Annotated in this window: 11 protein-coding genes, 1 tRNA gene and 1 pseudogene; 5 read left to right on the forward strand and 8 right to left on the reverse strand. The window is 70.3% G+C overall.

Going from position 1 to position 13,501, the window contains the following annotated elements; all coding sequences use genetic code 11:
- Nucleotides 1–25: 25 nt before the first annotated feature.
- The gene (locus ACIQ9E_RS09710; protein WP_403704625.1) at nt 26–1,354 is read right to left on the reverse strand and encodes a chloride channel protein; all 1,329 of its coding nucleotides are present in this window, start codon (nt 1,352–1,354) and stop codon (nt 26–28) included.
- 457 nt (nt 1,355–1,811) lie between these two features.
- Here ACIQ9E_RS09710 and ACIQ9E_RS09715 point away from each other — a divergent pair, with 457 nt between their 5' ends.
- The gene (locus ACIQ9E_RS09715) at nt 1,812–3,275 is read left to right on the forward strand and encodes a hypothetical protein (protein ID WP_403704628.1); all 1,464 of its coding nucleotides are present in this window, start codon (nt 1,812–1,814) and stop codon (nt 3,273–3,275) included.
- Between the two features lie 78 nt (nt 3,276–3,353).
- A complete protein-coding gene (locus ACIQ9E_RS09720; protein ID WP_403704630.1) occupies nt 3,354–3,824 on the forward strand; it encodes a hypothetical protein in 471 nt (156 codons plus the stop codon).
- 88 nt (nt 3,825–3,912) lie between these two features.
- Here the strand turns inward: ACIQ9E_RS09720 and ACIQ9E_RS09725 are convergent, their stop codons facing one another.
- Together ACIQ9E_RS09725 and ACIQ9E_RS09730 are read right to left on the reverse strand one after the other, a co-directional pair.
- Nucleotides 3,913–4,992 carry an SMP-30/gluconolactonase/LRE family protein gene (locus ACIQ9E_RS09725; RefSeq protein WP_403704633.1) on the reverse strand — a complete coding sequence of 360 codons (1,080 nt, stop codon included), beginning with the start codon at nt 4,990–4,992 and terminating at the stop codon, nt 3,913–3,915.
- A 232-nt stretch (nt 4,993–5,224) separates the two neighbouring features.
- On the reverse strand, nt 5,225–5,545 hold the full coding sequence (locus tag ACIQ9E_RS09730; protein WP_403704636.1) for a MarR family winged helix-turn-helix transcriptional regulator: 321 nt from the start codon (nt 5,543–5,545) through the stop codon (nt 5,225–5,227).
- On the opposite strand from ACIQ9E_RS09730, the pseudogene ACIQ9E_RS09735 reads away from it, so the two are divergent.
- A pseudogene (locus ACIQ9E_RS09735) lies at nt 5,498–6,225 on the forward strand (epoxide hydrolase N-terminal domain-containing protein). The gene ACIQ9E_RS09730 and the pseudogene ACIQ9E_RS09735 sit on opposite strands and share 48 nt — an antisense overlap.
- 10 nt (nt 6,226–6,235) lie before the next feature.
- Nucleotides 6,236–6,928, forward strand: a complete 693-nt coding sequence (locus ACIQ9E_RS09740) for a M24 family metallopeptidase (RefSeq protein ID WP_403704638.1) — start codon at nt 6,236–6,238, stop codon at nt 6,926–6,928.
- A gap of 45 nt (nt 6,929–6,973) precedes the next feature.
- Here the strand turns inward: ACIQ9E_RS09740 and ACIQ9E_RS09745 are convergent, their stop codons facing one another.
- The 4 genes from ACIQ9E_RS09745 to ACIQ9E_RS09760 form a co-directional block, all read right to left on the reverse strand.
- Complete coding sequence (locus ACIQ9E_RS09745) at nt 6,974–7,744, reverse strand: HAD hydrolase family protein (RefSeq protein WP_403704641.1); 771 nt, start codon at nt 7,742–7,744, stop codon at nt 6,974–6,976.
- Between the two features lie 105 nt (nt 7,745–7,849).
- Nucleotides 7,850–8,704, reverse strand: a complete 855-nt coding sequence (locus ACIQ9E_RS09750) for a hypothetical protein (protein ID WP_403704644.1) — start codon at nt 8,702–8,704, stop codon at nt 7,850–7,852.
- A gap of 147 nt (nt 8,705–8,851) precedes the next feature.
- Nucleotides 8,852–8,925 (reverse strand) — tRNA-Pro (locus tag ACIQ9E_RS09755).
- A gap of 78 nt (nt 8,926–9,003) precedes the next feature.
- The gene (locus ACIQ9E_RS09760) at nt 9,004–9,930 is read right to left on the reverse strand and encodes a metallophosphoesterase (RefSeq protein WP_403704647.1); all 927 of its coding nucleotides are present in this window, start codon (nt 9,928–9,930) and stop codon (nt 9,004–9,006) included.
- Between the two features lie 155 nt (nt 9,931–10,085).
- Here ACIQ9E_RS09760 and ACIQ9E_RS09765 point away from each other — a divergent pair, with 155 nt between their 5' ends.
- On the forward strand, nt 10,086–10,550 hold the full coding sequence (locus ACIQ9E_RS09765; RefSeq protein ID WP_403704650.1) for a GatB/YqeY domain-containing protein: 465 nt from the start codon (nt 10,086–10,088) through the stop codon (nt 10,548–10,550).
- 130 nt (nt 10,551–10,680) lie between these two features.
- Here ACIQ9E_RS09765 and ACIQ9E_RS09770 read toward each other — a convergent pair whose 3' ends face one another.
- Nucleotides 10,681–13,065 (reverse strand): transglycosylase domain-containing protein, encoded by a 2,385-nt coding sequence (locus tag ACIQ9E_RS09770; protein WP_403704654.1) that lies wholly within the window; start codon nt 13,063–13,065, stop codon nt 10,681–10,683.
- Between the last annotated feature and the right edge of the window lie 436 nt (nt 13,066–13,501).

The following is a 13,501-nucleotide window of genomic DNA, read 5'->3' on the forward strand; positions in this document are numbered from 1 at the left end:
CGTACCCCTCCGGCCGCACCAGGGTTCACGCCCTCCCGACAACTTCCCCCGCGTTCCCCTCCTTCTTTCCCTTCCTCTCCTGCCTCCGCCTCGCGCTCTCCAGCAGATGCGCCGTCACGAAGCCGACGACCGCGCAGACCGCGATCAGCGGCATCTGGTTCGACGCGTCCGGCCCGAGCAGCAGCGCGGCCAGCACGGCACTGGTGACGGGCAGCCGGGTGACCACCGCCGTCGCGGTCACGATTCCGAGCGCGAGCCCCGCGGTCGTCCCGAGCCCCGGCAGCCCCGAGCAGGCCACCCCCATCGCCGCCCCGAGCAGCACAGCCGGGAAGATCGGCCCGCCCCGCAGCCCGCCGAGCGCGATGCCCCAGGCCAGCCCCTTGCAGACGACGAGCACCAGGAGCGCGGCGACCGGCCAGGCGCCCGGATCGGCGGCGAGCGCCCCGAGCGTGGTCTGCCCGGAGAGCGCAGCCTCGGCCGGGGACCGGCCGGTGATCAGGGCGTACGCGGCGATGAGCACCCCGACGGCGACGGCGCAGGCCACCGTGCGGGGCCCGGTGCGCAGCGCGGTCCACCGGGCGGTGACCGTACCGATCCGGTGGGCACAGAACACGATCACGGCGATCAGTACGGCGATGGGCAGGCCCCACAGGAAGTCCCCGGCGTCCGGCGTGGCGTCCGGCGGTACGGACGGCAGTTCGAGCGCGCCTGTGGAGAAGCCGGTCCACCTGCCGAAGCCGGTGAAGACGAGCGCGCCGACCCCGCTGGCCAGCAGACAGGGCAGCAGCAGGACGAAGAGCTGGGTACCGGCCAGCCCCGCCGCCTCGACGACCATCACGACCGCGACCAGTGGCCCGCCGAAGATCGTGGAGATCGCGGTGGTCGATCCGCTCATCGCCAGCACCAGTCCGGCCTTCGGGTGGGCGGAACGTTTCACGGCCCCGAGGGCGAGGAGGGCGAGACCGCTGCCGAGTGCCATCAGCGGGGCCTCGGGACCGAGCACCACGCCCAGCGGCAGTGTCGCGAGCGCCGCGATCACGACGCCCGGCAGGGCCGACGGCCCGAGCGGCGGGCCGCCGAGCCCGTCCACCGGGTGGTGACCGCCGCCGCCGGGGAGGCGGGTGACGACCGGCGCGAGGATCAGCCCGGCCAGCAGCAGCGCGGGCAGCGGCCACCACCAGGGGGCTTCGGTGTAGCCGACGGCCTCGGGCAGATCGGTCCAGACGGCGCGCTGGAGTTCGTGCTGAAGGCTGACGAAGAGGAAGGCGAGAAAGGCGATCGGGGCGCCGAGGACCGCCGAGAAGAGCAGCAGGGCCAGATAGCCGCGGCTCCGGAGAATGTCTCCCAGCGGCACCGCGCTGGCCGTCCCGGGCCCACTGGGCGCGGCGCCCCGACTCTCCGCGCCCGCACCCTGCCCCTCCGCCCCTGCTGCCCCCTGCCCACCCTCCGTCCCAGCGACTTGCCTCCCCGCGCCCTGTGCTTTCCCGCCCTTCCCCGGCGGCCCTCCGGCGGTGGATCCGGAACCGGAGTCGCCGCTCCCGCCCGGTGCCGCGCTTCCCTCGTCCGTACCCATGCCCCCACTCAAAGCCCCGCCGGTGCCGCCTGCGCGGGGACGGGCCCGTACGGGTGAGCTGGTTCCCGTACGGACCAGTGCGACTCGCCCGCGCGCCGCACCGCCGGTTCGCTGGCTGCACCGGTCCGTCCCGGCGGTGCGGCGCCGCGGCCGGACACAGGCCCTCGTACCCGGCACCCGGTACGACGGCGGCGGAGAGCGACAGCAACAGCGACAGCAACAGCGGCGGAGGCGGCGCATGGCACAGGAACCACCGGACGCCCCCGGCCCGTCCGCCGACCCGCCGGACGACCCCGGCAAAGTCCCGTCCGTCGACCCGCCGGACGACCCCGGCAAGGTCCCGCCCACCGGTCCGTCCGACGACTCGCCCACCGGTCCGTCCGACGGCCCCCGCAAGGCCCCCGGCCCCGGCACCCACACCCCCGATGAACTGAATCGACTGCGGGAGCGCGTCGCAGCGCTGGAGAGCGCGCAGCAGACCGCCGTACGCCCCGCACATCACCGGGCCCGCGCCTTCTTCTCCGCCCTGCTGATCGTCGTCGGCTGTGTGCTCGCCCCGCTGAGCGTGGTCGCCGCCTGGGCCGCCCAAGAGGTCGGGAACACGGACCGGTACGTGGCGACCGTCGCCCCGATCGCCTCCAACGGCGATGTGCAGAACGCGGTGGCGAACCGCGTCACCGACGCGGTGATGCAGCACATCGACCTCAACACCCTCCTGGAGGGCGTCGCTCCGGCCGACCGGCCCCGGCTGACGGCCGCGCTCGGCAAGGTGGGCGGCGCTCTGGAGAACGCACTCAGGAGCTTCGTCCACGACAAGGCCGAGCAGGTCGTCGCCTCCGACCGCTTCCACACCTTCTGGACGGAGGCGAACCGGAAAATCCACAGCGCTGTGGACAAGGCTCTGACCGGCAGCGGCGGGGGAGCGGTCAAGCTCACCGACAACGCCGTCCAGATCGACCTGGCGCCCGTGATCGACCAGCTCAAAGAGCGTCTGGTGGCCGATGGGCTGACCGCGGCCGGCAAGATCCCCGAGATCCACACCGAGTTCACGGTCATCAAATCCGATGACATCGGAAAGCTGAAGACCGGGTTCCGGCTGCTTCAGCTGGCCGGGTTCTGGCTGCCGGTCCTGGCGATCGTGCTGGTCGCGGCCGGAGTGCTGCTGGCCCTGCGCCGCCGCAGGGCCCTGGTCGCCGCCGCGCTCGGGGTGGCTTTCGCGACCCTGGTCCTCGGTCTGGGCCTGACCGTCTTCCGGGCGGTCTATCTGGACGCTCTGCCGGCGTCGGCCTCCCAGCCCGCCGCCGGGGCCGTGTACGACGCGCTGGTCAGGCTGATGCGTACGACCATCCGCATGGTCGTCGTCCTCGGGATCGTGGTCGCGCTGGCCGCCTGGCTGACCGGACCGGGCCGCCGCGCCGCCCTCGTACGGCGGCTCTGGCACTCCGGTATCCGGTCCGTCCGGTCCACCGCCGACCACTACGGCATGCGTACGGGCCCGGTCGGACCGTGGATCCACCGCCACCGCCGCTGGATCGTCTGGGCGCTGGTCGCGGTCGCGCTCGTCGTCTATCTGGTGTGGAGTTATCCCACGGCATGGGTCGTGGTCGGTATTGCCCTGGCCTTGCTGCTCGCCTTCGCGATCGTCGATTTCCTCGACGAGGACCCGGCTGCGGACATCACCCGAACGGGTGCATCCGAATAGCGGTACGAGAGGTCCGGTCCGACGCTCGAATCCGGACCCCGTATGCGTCGGGCGTACGGGACGACGAAGGAGAGTCCCATGACCCAGGCACCACAGCCGACCGGGACCCCGCCGCACAGGTCCGGGGCCCACGGCACCGGCCCCGGTTCATCGGGCAACAGCTCATGGGCGGTCGGCGGGGTCGTTTTCGCCGGGGTCCTGATGCTGTGCAGCGGTGTTCTCGCGATCCTCCAGGGCATCGCGGCCATCAACAAGGACGTGATCTACGGAACGGTCGGGGACTACGTCTACCGGATCAACCTCACCGGCTGGGGCTGGATCCACCTGATCATCGGCGTTCTGCTGGTGATCGCCGGCTACGGGGTGCTCAAGAACATGGAGTGGGCGCGCTGGCTGGGCATCTTCCTGGCCTCCATCAGCCTGATCGCCCAGTTCCTGTTCCTCCCCTATCTGCCGGTCTGGGCCCTGATCGTGATCGCGATCGACGTGTTCATCATCTGGGCACTGGCGGTGTACCGCTCGGAGGACAGGGAAGCCCCGCTGCTCTGATCCTTCCGCCGGTCACGGCGGTGGGTGCCCGCCCGGCACCCACCGCCGCTCCCTGCCGACCGGCCCTTGCCGGCCTCTCCCCCGCCCTTCACCGGGGCCGGGGCGTGCCGACGCTGAGGACATGCGGATCGGTGAGCGTGTACTGCGCCGAACTCGCGATGTGCACCGTCGTACCGTGCCGGGCCAGTGCCGTGGGATTCTGCAGCCCGTCCTCTTCGTCCAGTACGGGAACCCCCTCGCCGTCGCGGACCAGCAGCACCCGGCTGTCGGTGACCCCGGCGACCAGCAGGGCGTCGCCGTCGCCGGTGAACACCAGATCGTCGATCTCGCCCAGCCCCTCGGCCACCGTCTCGGGCCGCCCCGCGAGCGGCGCCGACCGCGGTCCCGTCACCGGAAACCGCAGCACGGTGCCGCGGTCGTGGTTGGTGACCCAGACCGCTCCGGCGTGCACCCTGATCCCGTTGGCCCCGGCGAAGCCCTCGGCATGGCGGGCGAGCAGCGGATCGGCGCTCCACACCACGGCCGGACCCCCCGCCGACGGCGCCCGCCACACCCGTCCGGCGAAGGAGTCGGTGATGTAGAGCTGCCGGGACCGGGCGTCCAGGGCGATCCCGTTCGGCAGACCCCCGCCGGGCAGTGCGACGATCCGGCGCGGAACGCCCCCGTCCGCCGCCACTCGCCAGACACCGGTGAGATCGTCGGTGCCGGTGGCGTACGTGACGTACAGCGTCCCGTCCTCGGACCGTACGATTCCGCCCGCGTACGGCTCACCGACCGCGGGCGTTTCGGCGTGCGGCGGCGGAGCCGGCAGTGTGGCCAGGACGCGCAGTTCGCCGGACGGGGTGATCCGGACGATCTGGCGGGTGGGTGCGAAGGTGACGACGACCGAACCGTCCGGTTCGGCGACGATGCCCTCCGGCTGCTGCCCGGAGTCGATGTTCAGCCGTGCGGGCACCCGGACCGGCGCGGCCACCCCTTCCGCGCTTTCCCTCGGGGCCTTCCCGTCGCCCGACCGCACGGAGGGCTCACCGGTATCCGCCGAGGGTACGGTGGCGACCCGGGTGGATGCCTGGGGCGCCGCCCCGGCCTGGGCGACGTACAGAGCGGTCAGAACGACGAGCGCGGCTGCACCGGTGAACCTGCGCGACGACGACGGGGACTTGTTCACGTGGGTCTCCAGAGCGGGAGCGCAGCTGCGGCGCACCCCCGGGGGAGGAGCGCACCGGACCGGCCAGAGGCGTCACCCTATGAGCTGATCCTGTGCGGAGCGCCCCAACCGGCCGAAGAACTCGTGGTTTTCCGCGCGTACGGTCCTTCCCCCGGCCTGCTTCCCGTCCCCTTCGCCGCCAAACCCGGACGCGTCCCCGTCCCCTTCGCCGCCAAACCCGGACGCGTCCCCGTCAGCGCCGAGGCTCTTCGGTTTCGTCGCTCCGCCGGTCGTGGTGGTCCAGCAGCCTGGCCAGAAGGCCGGTCAACTGCTGCCGCTCCGCGGACGACAGCGGCGCCAGCAGCGCGTCCTGGGCTTCGGCCAGGGGCTTCTCCAGCCGCCGGAGCTGCCGTCCGCCCTCGGCGGTCAGCGAGATGATGTTGCGCCGCCGGTCGGAGGGGTCGGGGGCCCGCTCGACCAGTCCGCGTCCGGCGAGTTCGTTGATCGCCGCGACCAGGTCGCTGACATGGATGCCGCTACGGCGGCTGAGCCCGGCCTGGCTGAGCGCGAGCACTGGCGCACCCGCTACGACTGGCGCGAGCACGAGAAGAGACTCAACGGACTACCGCACTTCACCACCGAGATCGACGGCCAGAACATCCACTTCGTCCATGTCCGGTCCGCCGACCCCGATGCCCTCGCGCTGATCCTCACCCACGGCCGGCCCGGCTCGTTTCTGGAACCGCCCGCCGTACCAGGCTCTCCAGGCCCTCACCCCGCAGACCATCGGCTACGCACTGACCGACTCGCCCGTCGGCCAACTGGCGTGGATCGCGAAACGCTTCGCCCAGTGGACCCGACCCCCGCGCCCCGATCGACGACGAACGGATCCTCACCAACGTCTCGCTGTACTGGCTCACGGCGACCGCCGCCTCCGCCGCCCGCCTGCACCACGATGCCCCGCGCCGGGCCGAACCGTGCCCCGTACCGCTGGGGGTGGCCGTCTTCGCGCACGACATCACCCGGCCGGTACGTCCCCTGGCCGAGCTGCGGTACGACATCAGGCACTGGTCGGAGTTCGACCGCGGCGGCCACTTCGCCGCCATGGAAGTGCCCGGACTCCTCGTCGACGACATCCGGAGCTTCTTCCGCGCCCGCATCGCGCCGCGGAGCGCGCACGGACCGGAACGACCCCGCGGCTCGTCGGGCACCGCCCCGGGAAGCCCGTTGCCACCGATGATCCCCGCTGGTTAGGTTCGGCCTCATGTCCGATGACGAACCCACGCGTGCAGCGCGACTGTTGAGTGCCCAGACGAAGGCGGTACGGCTCTTCGAGGCCATCGAGGAACGCGGTCTGGTCGCCCCGGGGCAGGGGGAGCGGGCGGTCAGCGACCGTATCCGCGATCTGGCGAACGAGCTGTTCGGCACCACCCGGCACTGGCACAAGAGGATCGTCCGCTCGGGACCGAACACCCTCATGCCCTACAAGGAGAATCCGCCGGACCGGATCATCGGCGCGGACGATATCGTCTTCGCCGACTTCGGTCCGATTTTCGAGGAGTACGAGGCCGACTTCGGCCGGACGTTCGTCCTCGGGGACGACCCGGTCAAACACCGGCTCTGCGCGGACCTGCCGAAGGTCTTCGCGGCGGCCAAGCAGCACTTCGCACGGCACGGCGACATCACGGGCAGACAACTCCACACCGAGGTGGCCCGGCTGGCGGGCGAGGCCGGCTGGGAACTGGGCGGATGGCACGCGGGGCACCTGGTCGGAGAGTTCCCGCACGAGTCGATCGAGGGTGCGGACATCGAGTCGTACATCGCCCCCGACAACGGAACCCCCCTCCGTCGCACGGACAAGGCCGGCCGCACCTGCCACTGGATTCTGGAGATTCACCTGGTACACGGAGAAGGAGAGTTCGGAGGCTTTTACGAGGAACTCCTCACCCTCGGCTGACCCGTCCCGGGTCCGCGGCACCCGGCCGACGGGACCGTACGCTGCTCAGCGTAGTTCTCCGGCTGCCGCCAGCCGGGAAATCTCGGCGGCCACGGCCTCAGGGGTCGGCGGTACGGTTGCACGGGCGACCCCGTCCAGGCCGGGATGCGCCCCGACCCGTACCGAATGCCGGGCACCGCGCAGCAGCTCCAGATCGTTGATGTCGTTGCCGAAGGCGTTGTACTCGTCGATCCCCAGCGAAGCCAGCGCCTCCCGCTTCGTCGTCGTACCCGGGGCGAAGTCGATGACGGCCTCGTCGAGGTGGTGGTTCACGGTCATCCCGAGCGCCCGCCCGGCCTCGGCCAGGGCGGCCATATCGGTGGCGTCGACGACCAGGAACTTCACCACCGCGGGCAGCTCGCCCAGCTCGACTCTGCGGGCCAGACCGCCCTGGTCGACACGGTTCAGAATGGGGTGGCCGGCGGGCCCGGTGTAGGCGTAGTCCCAGGGCCCGTCAGCCAGAAACCCGGCCCGGTACCGCTCGACCTCGCCCAGCAGCAGAGCCAACTCCGCACCCCCGAAGGCGGCCCGCGCCCGGACCCGGCCACCGACCGACACAAGACTTCCGTTCCCGCCGATCAACGTGGCGGAAGGAAAGGCTCCACCGAGCACGGGCAGCAGGTCACGGACGGGCCGTGCGGAGGCGAACACCAGCTCGTGCCCGGCACGCTCGCAGTCCCCGATCGCGGAGACGATCCGCTGGTCGATGGAGCGCCCGTCGAAACAGAGCGTGCCGTCGATGTCGAAAACGGTCGTACGCACGCTGGAACTGATCATCATCGGATGATATCCAGCCCCTTTATGCCTCCGAAGGGCCGCCCAGTGACCGCGCCGGTGGTGGCATCCAACCGAGACGGGCGGAACCGCGGCCGAGCGGACGATTCACGAGTCCAGCGCGGCAGCAACCTGCCGTGCCCTGTGCCGGGCGGGTTCGATCCGGGGGTCTTCCGGGTGGGCGCCCGGCCCGAGGATCTTCGAACAGACGAAGAGCGTCATCAGCTTGCCGTCCCGGCTGCCGAAGTCGTGCCGCCGCTCGCGTCGTACCCGGTCGGCCAGTGCGGGGACGGCGAGGGAGGCGGCCCAGAGGGTAGCGGCGTCGAGCCCCCGGGGAGCGTTCCCCCAGTCCTCCCAGTCGAAGAGGGAGAAGGCGGGCCCGCTCATATTGGCCCAGTTGAGGTCGGCGTGGGCCGGCACCCATCGTTCCACGGTGGTGTCGGTCACCTCGGGGAACACGCCCCGGATCGACGCGCTGACCAGCTCCTGCGTGATCGTGACGGTGTCCGGAGTGGCCACGCGCCCGGTGGTGTTCCGCGCGAGGGCATCGAGGGAGGCCCCGAGGCCTCGCCACCACTCCCCGGGCAGCGCCGGCTCCTGGCCCAGTACGGCGGCCCCGATCGGCGTACCGGGAAGGAGTCCGGTCTCGTCGGCCCGCCACATCACGGACCCGCCCGGATCCCGCCAGACCACGCACCCCTGCCACACCGGCTGAGCGACGCCTTCCAGACGGGCCGCGCTCTCCGTCCCGTTCCACCCCTGATCGTTGATCTTGCCAATCGGACGCCGCTCCACCCGCACCCAGGTGCCCCGATCCGTCCGGCCCCCTACGGACCGACGTTTGCGCACCACGGTCCCCGGATCCACCAGTGTCCCAAGAGCACGCTCGACCCGATCAAGAACCTTGTCGACCGGCTCGACCCGGAGATCGACAGCGCGAACAGCGGAGGCCGACTGCGTCATGCGGGGACCGTAGCAGCAGCCCGGAACACCACGGGGACGATGAGCGGCTACCGGACCCCGGCGGGCGCGGTCGGGCTACTGCACTCCGCTGCTGTACGGACACGCAGATGGCCCGGTGAGCAAGCTCACCGGGCCATCTGACCAGCGTCGGGGTGGCGGGATTTGAACCCACGACCTCTTCGTCCCGAACGAAGCGCGCTGCCAAGCTGCGCCACACCCCGATGTCGCCACGATCGCGGCGACATCGCTAACTTTAGCCCACCCGCGCCCCCACGCGAAATCCGCTTTCGGCCCGGTCGCTAGGGCCGCTCGACCAGGGTCAGGAGGGTGGCTTCGGGCGGGCAGGCGAAGCGGACCGGGGTGTAGCGGCTGGTGCCGCAGCCCGCGGAGACGTGGAGGTAGGAGGTGTGGTCCGCGGCGGTGTGGGTGGAGAGGCCCTTGACGCGGTCGGTGTCGAGGTCGCAGTTGGTGACCAGGGCGCCGTAGAAGGGGATGCAGAGCTGGCCGCCGTGGGTGTGGCCCGCGAAGATCATGGGGTAGCCGTCGGCGGTGAAGGCGTCGAGGGCGCGCAGGTACGGGGCGTGGACCACGGCCAGGGAGAGGTCGGCGGCCGGGTCGGGGCCGCCCGCCACGGACTCGTAGCGGTCGCGCTTGATGTGGGGGTCGTCCAGACCGGTGAAGGCGATCTCGCCGGCGTCGAGCTTCAGCTTGCCGCGGGTGTTGCCGAGGCCCACCCAGCCCGCCGTGTCGAAGGCGTCGCGCAGCTCTTCCCACGGGTTGTGGACCACGCCGACCGCGGGTGCGTTGCCGTTGAGGCCGTGGCGGCCCTGGGCCTTCTCCAGCAGATAGCGGGCGGGATTGCGGAGGGTGGGGCCGTAGTAGTCGTTGGAGCCGAAGACGTAGACGCCGGGAAGTTCCATCAGCGGGCCGAGCGCGTCCAGCACCTCCGGGACGCCCTCGGGGTCGGACAGGTTGTCGCCGGTGTTGATCACGAAGTCGGGGCGCAGGCCCGCCAGCGACTGGAGCCAGGCGCGCTTCTTGCGCTGGCCGCTGACCATGTGGATATCGGAGACCTGGAGGACTCTGAGGGGGCGCATGCCGTGCGGGAGTACGGGGACGGTCAGCCGCCGGAGGCGGAAGGAGCGGGCCTCGAAGGCGGCTGCGTAGGCGATTCCGGCGGCGCCGACCGCCGTGATGGCCAGGGGGACTCCATAGCGTGCGCGCATGGGTCCATCGTCGCAGACCCGCCGCGGGGTGCGCGTGGCGGAGTGATCATGAGGGGGCAATCGGCGGATTCATCCGGTGATGACCGTGGCGCGGAGGGTGACGGGCGGGCGAAATCGGCGGGCAGGAGCGGACCCGTACCTGTCACACTCTCTCTATGACCACGCTCAAGGCCAAGCTCAAGGACGACCTCACCGACGCGATCAGGGCGCGTGACGAACTGCGCTCGTCGACGATCCGCCTCACCCTCGCGGCCGTCTCCAAGGAAGAGGTCGCGGGCACGACCGCCCGTGAGCTCTCCGACGACGAGGTGCAGAAGGTCATCGCCCGCGAGGCGAAGAAGCGGCGCGAGGCCGCCGATGCCTTCAGCAAGGGCGGCCGGGCCGAGCAGGCCGAGCGGGAGCTGGCCGAGGGCGCGCTGCTGGACGAGTATCTGCCGCAGCAGCTGTCGGACGGTGAGCTGGAGGCGGTCGTGGCCGAAGCCGTCGCCGAGGCGAAGGCCGCCGGGGCCGAGGGGCCCCGGGCCATGGGCGCCGTGATGAAGATCGTGAATCCGAAGGTCGCCGGGCGGGCGGAGGGCGGCCGGGTGGCCGCGGCCGTGAAGCGGTTGCTCGCCGGCTGAGACCAGGCGAACACGGTCAAGAACACGGTGGGGAACACGGATAAGAGGAAGAGACAGTAAGCAGTGGAAGAGGGACCCGGGGCGGCGCGCCCCGGGTCCCCTCTTTCTGCTGCTTCAGGAGGTTCGTCGGTCAGGACTGGCCGGGTCCGCCGGGTCCCTGGCCCCGCTGCCCGCCGCCTCCGATGACACCCGGCGCCATGGAGATACCGGGGATCGGGGTGCCACCCGCGTCACCCTCGCCGCCGCCGTTCCCGGAGCCGCCGTCGCCACCCCAGCCACCGTTGTCCCCCCAGTTGCCGCCGTCTCCTCCGTCGTTCCCGTTGTTGCCGTTGTTGCCGTTGCCTCCGGTGTTGCCCCAGGAACCGTTGTCCCCACCGTCCCCGTTGTCCCCGTCACCCGGGCGTTCCCGTTCACCGTTGCCCGGAGTCTCGCCCGGTTCGGGCTTCTTCACATCCGGAATGGTGACCCGGTTGAACCTCGGGGCCACCTTGCCGTCCAGCGCACCGGTCATCGCCTTGCGCCAGATGGAGCCCGGTACCTCACCGCCGAAGACCTTCGGCTTGTACCGGCCGCCGATGGTGATGTTGAACATCTTCACCTGCTGGGTCGGGCTGCCGACCCAGACCGCCCCCGCCATGTTGGGGGTGTAGCCGACGAACCAGGCGTTGCGGCGGCCGTCCGTGGTACCGGTCTTGCCCGCGTTGTCCCGCCCCGCGAGCCCCGCCTTGGCACCCGTACCGGCGTCGGAGACCACCCCGCTGAGCAGTGAGCTGATGCTGTCGGCGGTGTTCTGGCTCATCGCCCGCCGGCAGGTGCTCTCCGGCACCTCCAGCTTGCGCCCGTCGGCCGTCTTGATGGACTCGATGGCGACCGGGGTGCAGTAGGTGCCCCGGTTGGCGAAGGTCGCATAGGCCGATGCCATGGTCAGCGGGGACATGCCCTCGGAGCCCAGGGTCATGCCGGAAGGGGTGAAGGCGAGGTTCTTGCCGTTGCCCACGATCAGGCCGAGCTTGTCGGTCATCTCCTTCACCGGGCAGAGCCCGATGTCCGCGACCATCTGGACGAAGTAGGTGTTGACCGACTTCTCCATCGCCTCCTTGAAGCTGTACGGACCGACCTCCGACTCCATCTCGTTCTCGACCTTGTCGTTCTCGGCGTTGACCCAGGGCTTGCCGTCACAGGTCTGGATGGGGCTCGGATACGGCATCTCGTACGGCGAGGGGTACGTCTGCGACAGCGGCGTTCCCTGCTCTATGGCCGCCGCGGCGACGAACGGCTTGAACGTCGATCCGACCGGGAAGCCGAAGTTCGACCCGTCCATCCTCTTGTCGACGGAGTAGTTGATCTGGGTCTCGTTCTTGCCGAAGCCGTACGGCCTCGACTGGCCCATCGCCAGGATCTTGCCCGTGCCGGGCTCGACCATGGTCACCGCGGTGGCGACCTTGTCGCCCTGGTAGACGTACTCCTTGATGGAATCCTGGGCGGACTCCTGCGACTGGGGGTCGAGGGTGGTGCGGATGGTCAGACCGCCGTGGTTCCACAGCTTGGCCCGGTCCTCGCGGGTCTTCCCGAAGACCGGATCCCCGAGGAAGACGTTCCGGACGTAGTCGCAGAAGAACCCGGCGCCGCTGACCGCGGTGATGCAGCCGTTCTTCGGCGTGCTCACCCTCAGCGCGACGGGGGTGGCCTTCGCCCGGTCCGCGTCGGCCTGGGTGATGTCACGGACGTCCGCCATCCGCTGGAGGACGATGTTCCGGCGCTTCTTCGCCTCTTCCGTGTCGTTCACCGGGTCGTAGCGGCTGGGGGACTGGACCAGTCCGGCCAGCAGGGCGGACTCCTGCAGATTGAGGTCCCTGGCCGCTTTGGAGAAGTAGCGCTTGGACGCGGCCTCGACGCCATAGGCCTGCTGTCCGAAGAAGGTGATGTTGAGGTAGTTCTCCAGGATCTTCTTCTTGCCCAGCTCCTCCTCGACCTGGATGGCGTACTTCAGCTCCTGGATCTTTCGGCCGAGCGTCTGCTGGGTGGCCTGGGCGACCTTGTCGGGGTCGTCGCCGGCCTCCTCGACGAAGACGTTCTTCACATACTGCTGAGTCAGGGTCGACGCGCCCTGGGCGACGCCGCCCGACTGGGCGTTGCGGTTGAGTGCCCGCAGCACGCCCTTCATATCGACCGCGCCGTGCTCGTAGAAGCGCGAGTCCTCGATGGCGATGATCGCCTTCTGCATGTACGGGGAGACGGCCGTGAGCGGGACGACGGTACGGTCGCGCGAGTAGACCGTCGCGATCGCGCCGCCCTCGGCGTCGAGGATGGTGGTCCGCTGACTGAGCGGGGGAGTCTTCAGATTCGCGGGGATCTCGTCGAACCCTTTGACGGTGCCTTTTGCGGCCAGTCCCAGCGCGCCCGCAGCCGGCAGGGCGATGCCCGCCAGTACGGCTCCGGCGAGCACACTGACACCGAGGAACTTGGCGGCTTGCTGGGTCCCTGACAGACCACCGCCGGAGCGGGTCTTTGGCATGGAGTCAGCCTACGTTCTCAATTGCCGGACACGGGGGCAGCCGTTGGCCTAAGCTGCTCCCAACTGTCACAGCAGTGCGGTTTTGCAACAAGGCAATCATGGATCGTTCCCGGAATTCACCGGAACTCCCCAACCGTCTTCCTGGCGTGTCCCGTAGTCATCGGGGCCTGGTGAACGAGAAAGTGGAGTTCGGCATTCCAGGACTGGCCGCTCGGCGGGCCGTCCGAAATCTTGCCGAATCTTCCCTATGTGCCGCGCATCGGCCCTGATGATCTGATGGTTCTGTCCCGGTTCGAGGGGTTGGGTTTATATGTCCCCGGCTCACTCCCCTGGGTGATCTGCCGCGTACGCATAGTCCGTTCGGGCCATTCGAGATTGGGCCCGCAGGGGGTGTTGCGCCGCGCCCGCCTTCCGTAACGTCCTCAACTGGCAGCGG

It is taken from the genome of Streptomyces sp. NPDC094448 (genome assembly GCF_044763775.1).
Taxonomy (GTDB): domain Bacteria; phylum Actinomycetota; class Actinomycetes; order Streptomycetales; family Streptomycetaceae; genus Streptomyces.

What these genes read in the sequence shown, in the direction of transcription:
- ACIQ9E_RS09745 (WP_403704641.1), bottom strand. Translation starts at nt 7,744, where the DNA reads ATGATCAGTTCCAGCGTGCGTACGACCGTTTTCGACATCGACGGCACG.
- ACIQ9E_RS09720 (WP_403704630.1), top strand. Translation starts at nt 3,354, where the DNA reads ATGACCCAGGCACCACAGCCGACCGGGACCCCGCCGCACAGGTCCGGG.
- ACIQ9E_RS09760 (WP_403704647.1), bottom strand. Translation starts at nt 9,930, where the DNA reads ATGCGCGCACGCTATGGAGTCCCCCTGGCCATCACGGCGGTCGGCGCC.
- ACIQ9E_RS09740 (WP_403704638.1), top strand. Translation starts at nt 6,236, where the DNA reads ATGTCCGATGACGAACCCACGCGTGCAGCGCGACTGTTGAGTGCCCAG.
- ACIQ9E_RS09750 (WP_403704644.1), bottom strand. Translation starts at nt 8,704, where the DNA reads ATGACGCAGTCGGCCTCCGCTGTTCGCGCTGTCGATCTCCGGGTCGAG.
- ACIQ9E_RS09715 (WP_403704628.1), top strand. Translation starts at nt 1,812, where the DNA reads ATGGCACAGGAACCACCGGACGCCCCCGGCCCGTCCGCCGACCCGCCG.
- ACIQ9E_RS09770 (WP_403704654.1), bottom strand. Translation starts at nt 13,065, where the DNA reads ATGCCAAAGACCCGCTCCGGCGGTGGTCTGTCAGGGACCCAGCAAGCC.
- ACIQ9E_RS09765 (WP_403704650.1), top strand. Translation starts at nt 10,086, where the DNA reads ATGACCACGCTCAAGGCCAAGCTCAAGGACGACCTCACCGACGCGATC.